Origin of the sequence: Rhodoplanes roseus, assembly GCF_003258865.1 — a bacterium.
GTDB classification, from domain to species: Bacteria; Pseudomonadota; Alphaproteobacteria; order Rhizobiales; family Xanthobacteraceae; genus Rhodoplanes; species Rhodoplanes roseus.
This window is the reverse complement of sequence record NZ_NPEX01000278.1, coordinates 1-7,543: the sequence shown is the minus strand read 5'-3', so window position 1 is coordinate 7,543 and position 7,543 is coordinate 1. Positions and strand designations below refer to the sequence as shown.

Below are 7,543 nucleotides of genomic sequence, written 5' to 3'. Positions count from 1 at the left end.
CCTCCCCTATATCGGACCGGACGCCGCCCGCGGGCGGCCTGACGAGCGGTTCCAATGCAGCCCATCCATGTCATCGGCGGCGGCCTCGCCGGCAGCGAGGCGGCCTGGCAGATCGCCGCCCGCGGCGTCCCCGTCGTCATCCACGAGATGCGGCCGGTGCGCGCCACCGCGGCCCACAAGACCGAGGGGCTCGCCGAGCTCGTCTGCTCCAACTCGTTCCGCTCGGACGATGCCGCCACCAATGCGGTCGGCCTCCTGCACGCCGAGATGCGGCGGCTCGGCTCGCTGGTCATGCGGGCCGCGGACGCCAACCAGGTGCCGGCCGGCGGCGCGCTGGCGGTCGATCGCGACGCGTTCTCGGCGGCCGTCACGGCGGCCCTCGAAGGCCACCCGCTGATCGAGATTTACCGCGAGGAGATCGACGGCCTGCCGCCCGACGACTGGGACAACGTCATCGTCGCGACCGGTCCGCTGACCTCGGCCGCGATGGCCGAGGCGGTGCGCAATATCACGGGCGAAAAGGCGCTGGCCTTCTTCGACGCCATCGCGCCGATCGTCCACCGCGACTCGATCGACATGTCGGTCGCCTGGGCGCAGTCGCGCTACGACAAGTCCGGCCCGGGCGGCTCGGGCGCCGACTATCTCAACTGCCCGCTCGACCGTGATCAGTACGAGGCCTTCGTCGACGCGCTGATCGCCGCCGAGAAGGTGGCGTTCCACGACTGGGAGGCGGCGACGCCCTATTTCGACGGCTGCCTGCCCGTCGAGGTGATGGCCGAGCGCGGCCGCGACTCGCTGCGCTGGGGGCCGATGAAGCCGGTCGGCCTCACCGACCCACACCGGCCCGAGCAGCGGCCCTATGCCGTCGTCCAGCTCCGGCAGGACAACCGCCTCGGCACGCTATTCAACATGGTCGGCTTCCAGACCAAGATGAAGCACGCCGAGCAAGTGCGTGTGTTCCGGACGATTCCCGGCCTGGAGAAGGCCGAGTTCGCGCGCCTCGGCGGCATCCACCGGAACACCTTCCTGGATGCCCCGCGGCTGCTCGACCCGACGCTGCGCCTGAAGGCGATGCCGCGGCTGCGCTTCGCCGGGCAGATCACGGGTTGCGAGGGGTATGTCGAATCCGCCGCGGTCGGCCTGCTGGCCGGGCTGTTCGCCGCCGCCGAGCGGCATGGCGAGCCGGCCTCGCCGCCGCCGCCGACGACGGCGCACGGGGCGCTGCTCGGCCACATCACGGGCGGCCACCTGGGCGCCGACTACGCGACCATCGACGCCGGGCCGCGCTCCTTCCAGCCCATGAACGTGAATTTCGGCCTGTTTCCGCCGCTGACCCGGTCCGTGGTGAAGCTCCCGGGCGGCGGCCGCCTGCGCGGCACCGCCAAGACGATGGCCCGCAAGCAGGCGCTGTCGGCCCGCGCCCTCGCCAACCTCGACGTGTGGCGCGGCGCTGCGTCCGCGGCGGCGGAGTAGCGCCCTCCGGTGTCGGCCGGTCAGCGCGTCGTTCGGGCGGCGCGCCACAGGAACCACGGGCGCCGCCAGGGCGGCAAGTCGACCGCCGCATACGGGTCCGCGGCCTGGGCGCGGTCGAGCCGATCGAGCAGCGGGCCGGCCAGCGCCGCCGGCAGGACGGCGGGTCGGGCGGCATCCGGGATCATGGGCCGGGCCCGCTCGGCCTCGGCGAGCTCCAGCCGCGCCCGAGCCCGGAGATCGGCCAGCACGGCGGACAGCCCGGAACTGGCGCGTCGCGCCAAAATGTCGGCCGGATCGACGCCGTTGGCCCGCAGCAGATCGGCCGGCAGATAGACCTGCCCGCGCGCCGCGTGGGCCGGAAACGCCTGGAGAATCCGCGCCAGCCCCCAACCGAGTCCGGCCGCGCCGGCAAGCGCCGCGGCCACCGGGTCCGGGCCGGCCAGGACGTGGGCCGAGAGCGCGATCGTCGCCGCGGAGGTTTTCCGGACGTAGCCGTAGAGCGCATCGAGGCTCGCCATGGGGTCGTCGTAGAGGTCGAAGCTGCGCGCCTCCAGGAGCGCCAGCAGCGGCTCGACCGGCAGGCCGCGCGCCGCGACGGTGTCGAGCAACGCGTCGGCGACCGGGTTGGCGCGGACCTCGCCGTGCCCCTGCCCGACGATCGCGTCGTGCCACCACTGCAGCCGGATCTCGCCGGCCATCGGGGTCTTCGCGGCGTCCCGCACCCGCGCCACCTCGGCGTTGAAGGCGTAGAGCGCGAACAGATGCGGCCGCAACGGCGCCGGCGCGAACAGCGCCGCGAGAAAGCGGTCGCGGTCCTGCGCGCGCACCAGCGCCTCGCAATGGGCGTAGGAGTCCTGGCTCATCGCACTCACGCTGTTCCGGCCGCTCGCATCGCGCGGTCCACGAGGCCGTTGAGACCTCCCGGCCTAACGCATCGGCAGAAGAATCGCCCCGACCCTGCGGCGCTCCACGAGAAGCATGTTCCAGGTCCGCACGGCGGCGCCCGTGGTCATGCTCTCGGTCACGATACCGTTCTCGCGCAAACGGGTCCGCAGAGACTCGGGGATCGTCCAGGGCTGCGCCCCCGTCCCGATGAGCAGGTGCTCGACCGCCGGCGTGCTGCCCAGCACCAGCGTGAGCTCGGCGTCGCCGATCTGGTCGGGGGCGGTCAGCGCGGCCGCCCATACCCCGTCCGGCAGGCAGACGATCGCCCCGCGGTGCGACAGGTTGCCGAGCCGGAAGCCGCCGTCCCCGTAGGAATCGATCAGCGCCGGCCGCGGCAGGTGCGGGCTCGCACGATCGAGCGCCACCGTCCGGTCAGGCCTTCGCCTTGGCGGGAGGGGTCGCCCGCGACGAGGCCGCCTCGGCCTCCGCCTCGCGCCGCGTCTGGCCGACGCCGAGATAGAGCAGGATCGGCGAGGCGATGAAGATCGACGTGTAGGTGCCGACCAGCACCACGCCGAACATCATCACGGCGGTGAAGCTGTGGATCGCCTGGCCGCCGTAGATCAGCAGCGCGAACAGCGCCAGCGACACGGTGACGTGGGTGATGACGGAGCGCGACAGCGTCGAGTTGATCGAGTGGTTGAGCAGCTCCTCCATCGGCATCTTCTTGTAGCGCCGCAGCATCTCGCGGATGCGGTCGTAGATGACGACGGTGTCGTTGAGCGAGTAGCCGAGAATCGTCAGCAGCGCCGCGATCGAGGTCAGATCGAAGTCGACCTGGGTGATCGACATGAAGCCGATGGTGAGCACGATGTCGTGCATGTTGGCGATCATGGCGCCGAGCGCGAACTGCCATTCGAACCGGAACCAGAGATAGATCAGGATGCCGAGGATGGCGAAGAAGATGCCGATCGTCCCCATCGCGAGCAGCTCGCCGGAGACGCGCGGGCCGACCACCTCGACGCGGCGATAGTCGACGCTGTCGCCCAGCGACTCACGCACCTTGCGGACCGCCGCCTGCTGGGCCTCGTCTCCGCCCGGCTGCTGGGCGATGCGGATCAGCACGTCGGCGGGCGAGCCGAACTGCTGAAGCTGGAACTCGCCGAGCTCGAGGCCGGCGAGCGTCTGGCGCATCTGCGCGAGCTCGGCCGTGCCCGACTTGGCCTGCACCTCCATGAGGGTGCCGCCCCGGAAGTCGATGCCGAAGTTCAGGCCGTGGAAGAAGTACAGCAGGATCGCCACGATCGACAGCACCCCCGAGATCGGGAAGCTGATCCGCCGGAAGCGGATGAAGTCGAAATTCGTGTCGTCCGGGACGATGCGGAGGAGGCGCACGGTTGATGGCTCTCGTCGGTTTCGTTGCGGCTCGGGCCGTCACATCGGCACGGTCTGGGGGCGACGCGCCCGGACCCACACGGCGACGATCAGGCGCGTGAGCGTGAACGCGGTGAACAGGGTCGTCAGGATCCCGATCCCGAGCGTGACGGCGAAGCCGCGCACCGCACCGGTTCCGATGAAGAACAGCACCGCCGCGGCGATGAAGGTGGTGACGTTGGAATCGAGGATCGTCGCGAGTGCGCGCGAGAAGCCCGCGTCGATCGCCATGATGGCCGATCGTCCGGCCCGCACCTCCTCGCGGATGCGCTCGTAGATCAGCACGTTCGAGTCGACCGCGATGCCGACGGTGAGCACGATGCCGGCGATGCCGGGCAGCGTCAACGTCGCGTTGAGCAGCGACAGGACGCCGAAGATCATCGCCACGTTGACCATCACGGCGATGTTGGCGAACAGGCCGAACAGGCCGTAGGTGGCGAACATGAAGACGATCACCAGGCCGCCGCCCAGATAGGCCGCGAGCTTGCCGCGCTCGATCGAGTCCTGGCCGAGGCCGGGACCGACGGTCCGCTCCTCGATGATGGTGAGCGGCGCCGGCAGCGCGCCGGCCCGCAGCAGGATCGCGAGGTCGTTGGCGCTCTGGACCGTGAAGTTGCCGGAGATCTGGCCGGAGCCGCCGAGGATCGGCTCGCGGATGACCGGCGCCGAGATCACCTCGTTGTCGAGCACGATGGCGAACGGCCGGCCGACATTCTCCTGTGTCACCTGGGCGAAGCGGCGGCCCCCCGTGGTGTTGAAGCGGAACGAGACGATCGGCTCGCTGGTGCGGCTGTCGAAGCCGGGCTGGGCGTCGGTGAGATCCTCGCCCGACACCATGATGCGCTTCTCGACCAGGATCGGCGTGCGCTGGCCGCCGCGGCCCTCGTAGAGGAGCTCGTCGTCGGGCGGCACCCGGCCCGACTGCGCCGCCTCGGCGGCGCTGTTGTTCATGTCGACCAGCCGGAAGGTCAGCTTGGCCGTGGTCCCGAGCAGCGCCTTCAGGCGGGAGGGATCCTGCAGGCCCGGCACCTGGACCAGGATGCGGTCGACGCCCTGGCGCTGGATCGACGGCTCGACCGTGCCGAGCTCGTTGACGCGACGCTCGATGATCTGGATCGACTGCTCGACCGACTGGCGGATGCGCTCGGTCATGGCCGCCTGGGTGACGGTCAGCCGGATCACGCCGTTGCCCTGGTCGGAGACGTCGACCGAGCGCTGGCCGGTGTTGCCGAGCAGGCCGCCGAGCGGCTGCGACAGCTCGCGCAGCTTGGTGAGCGCCTGAGTCGCGTCGGCACCTTCGCGGATGCGCACCTCGACCGTGTCGCCCCGGGCGGTGAGGCCGACATAGCCGATGCGGGCGTCACGCAGGACGCGCCGGACGTCGTCGCGCAGGTTCTCGACCTTCTCGCGGCGCACCGCGTTCGAATCGACCTCGAGGAGGATGTGCGAGCCGCCCTGCAGGTCGAGACCGAGAACGAGATGGCGCTGCGCCCATTTGGGCCAGCTCTCGACCACCTTGTCGGGGAAGAAGTTCGGCACGGCGCAGAGCATCACCAGCAGTGCCACGGCGAGCACGCCTGCCGCCTTCCACCGCGAGAAATAAAGCATGGGGTCGTCCGTTCCCGATCGGCGCGCCGACGGCGCGGCCTGTCACGTCACTCTCAGGGCAGATCAGCCCTTGGCGGCCTCGTCCTTCACGGGCTCGCCCTTGGCCCGCACCTCGGCGACCATGCTGCGGATCTGGCGTGCCCGCACCCCGTCCGCAAGCTCGATCTCGATCTCGTTGTCGTCGATCACCTTGGTCACCTTGGCGACGATGCCGCCCGAGGTGATGACGCTGTCGCCGCGGCGGACGTTCTTAATCATCTCCTGGTGCTGCTTGGCGCGGCGCTGCTGCGGCCGCAGGATCAGGAAATACATGATGACGAAGATGAGAACGAAGGGCAGGAGCGACATCATCATCTCGGTGCCGCTCGAGGCTGCGGAAGCCTGGGCGTAGGCGGGCGTCACGAACATCGACTTTGCTCCTTGAAGGCGGGATAGCCCGGCGGGCCCGGTCTTCGGCGCGGGCCGGGGCGAAAAAACCGCCGGGACTATACCGGTGGACGGGCTGATTGCAACGCCGCCCGCCGGGACGGCGTGTCGCGGCAGGCGGTTGGGCGAGCTCTGCAACCGGCGCAGAGCCTGCGCTGTGGCGCCTTGCGGCGCGGGCCGGCCCCCGGTATGGGGAACCCCCCGGAGCCGGAAGCCATGCATCAGCCCACCAAAAGCCCCCTCGCCGCCTCACCCGCCCACCAGGACGCGCTCATGGAGCGGATCGCGGCCGCCCTCGAGCGGCTGGCGCCGCCCGCCCCGGCCGTTCCCGATTTCGGCGTCGCCGACGCCTATATCTGGCAGCCCGAGGGGCATCGGCTGGTTCCGGTGCCGCACGTCAACCGGGTGGACATGTCGCTCCTGTGCGGCATCGACAGCGTTCGCGACCAGCTCCTCGCCAATACCGAGCGCTTCGCTCGCGGCCTGCCGGCCAACAACGCCCTCCTCTGGGGCGCCCGCGGCATGGGCAAGTCGTCCCTGGTCAAGGCCGTGCATGCCGGCGTGAACGTCCGGCTCGGCGACAAGGCCGGCACCCTCAAGCTGATCGAGATCCATCGCGAGGACATCGAGAGCCTGCCCGAGCTGATGGGCCTGTTGCGGGCCTCCGACTGCCGCTTCGTGGTGTTCTGCGACGATCTCTCCTTCGACGCCGCCGACACCTCCTACAAGTCGCTCAAGGCGGTGCTGGAGGGCGGCATCGAGGGCCGGCCCGAGAACGTGATCCTGTACGCGACCTCCAACCGCCGGCACCTGCTGCCGCGCGACATGATGGAGAACGAGCGCGCCACGGCGATCAATCCGGGCGAGGCGATCGAGGAGAAGGTGTCGCTGTCGGACCGCTTCGGCCTGTGGCTCGGCTTCCACCGCTGCAGCCAGGACGAGTACCTGGCGATGGTGCAGGGCTACGTGGAGCACCACGGCATCCCGATCGACGCCGACGCGCTGCGCCGCGAGGCGCTGGAATGGTCGACCACCCGCGGCTCGCGCTCCGGCCGCGTCGCCTGGCAATTCATCCAGGATCTGGCCGGCCGCCTCGGGGTGAGGCTGAGCGAGACCTAGTTTCCGTAAGGCCTGAAACGTCGATGGCCGGGACGAGCCCGGCCATACGAAGCAGACGGTGGCGATCGGGTCGGCGCCTCACGCGCCGGGCAGATGCTGCATCGGATCGACCGGCGCCGAGCCCTTGCGGATCTCGAAGTGGAGCTGCGGCGACGACACGGTGCCGCTCTGGCCCGACTTGGCGATCACCTGGCCGCGGCGGACCTGGTCGTTGCGCTTCACCATCAGCTCGCTGTTGTGGGCGTAGGCGGTGACGAAGCCGTTGGCGTGACGCACCAGCACGAGGTTCCCGTAGCCCTTCAGCTCGCTGCCCGCATAGGCGACGACGCCGTCCTCGGCGGCCCGCACGGCGGTCCCCTCCGGCACGGCGAGATTGATGCCGTCGTTCTGCTGGCCGTTGGCCTTGCCGAACGTGGTGATGACGCGCCCTTTCACGGGCCAGCGGAAGGCGAGCCCGGCGGCGTTGCGGTCGGCCCGCTCCTCGTCGGCCGGCGGGTCGGCGACGGTGGTGCGGTGGACCGAGGCGGTCGCCGGCGGCTCGAGCGAGGCGAGCTTGGTGGTGGTCTGGGCCGGGGCCGGCGCGGGAGCCGGCGGGGCG

Annotated in this window: 8 protein-coding genes; 2 read left to right on the top strand and 6 right to left on the bottom strand. The window is 70.5% G+C overall.

The annotated features are described in order from the left end of the window. The first annotated feature begins 54 nt into the window (after positions 1-54). Positions 55-1,473, top strand: coding sequence for a methylenetetrahydrofolate--tRNA-(uracil(54)-C(5))-methyltransferase (FADH(2)-oxidizing) TrmFO (gene trmFO / locus CH341_RS25690; protein ID WP_111421817.1), 1,419 nt, complete (start codon positions 55-57; stop codon positions 1,471-1,473). A gap of 20 nt (positions 1,474-1,493) precedes the next feature. Here the strand turns inward: trmFO and CH341_RS25685 are convergent, their stop codons facing one another. The 5 genes from CH341_RS25685 to yajC form a co-directional block, all read right to left on the bottom strand. Further along, the gene (locus tag CH341_RS25685; RefSeq protein WP_111421816.1) at positions 1,494-2,336 is read right to left on the bottom strand and encodes a phytoene/squalene synthase family protein; all 843 of its coding nucleotides are present in this window, start codon (positions 2,334-2,336) and stop codon (positions 1,494-1,496) included. A 63-nt stretch (positions 2,337-2,399) separates the two neighbouring features. After that, positions 2,400-2,783, bottom strand: a complete 384-nt coding sequence (locus CH341_RS25680) for an Mth938-like domain-containing protein (RefSeq protein ID WP_111421815.1) — start codon at positions 2,781-2,783, stop codon at positions 2,400-2,402. 7 nt (positions 2,784-2,790) lie between these two features. After that, positions 2,791-3,753, bottom strand: coding sequence for a protein translocase subunit SecF (gene secF, locus CH341_RS25675; protein WP_111421814.1), 963 nt, complete (start codon positions 3,751-3,753; stop codon positions 2,791-2,793). Between the two features lie 39 nt (positions 3,754-3,792). After that, positions 3,793-5,400, bottom strand: a complete 1,608-nt coding sequence (gene secD, locus CH341_RS25670; protein WP_111421813.1) for a protein translocase subunit SecD — start codon at positions 5,398-5,400, stop codon at positions 3,793-3,795. Positions 5,401-5,463: 63 nt separating this feature from the next. Beyond that, a complete protein-coding gene (gene yajC, locus CH341_RS25665) occupies positions 5,464-5,808 on the bottom strand; it encodes a preprotein translocase subunit YajC (protein WP_111421812.1) in 345 nt (114 codons plus the stop codon). Between the two features lie 234 nt (positions 5,809-6,042). On the opposite strand from yajC, the gene CH341_RS25660 reads away from it, so the two are divergent. Next, complete coding sequence (locus tag CH341_RS25660; RefSeq protein ID WP_111421811.1) at positions 6,043-6,945, top strand: ATP-binding protein; 903 nt, start codon at positions 6,043-6,045, stop codon at positions 6,943-6,945. A gap of 78 nt (positions 6,946-7,023) precedes the next feature. Here CH341_RS25660 and CH341_RS25655 read toward each other — a convergent pair. Next, positions 7,024-7,543: murein hydrolase activator EnvC family protein (locus tag CH341_RS25655; protein ID WP_146604623.1), on the bottom strand; the 520-nt coding region annotated here is incomplete at its 5' end.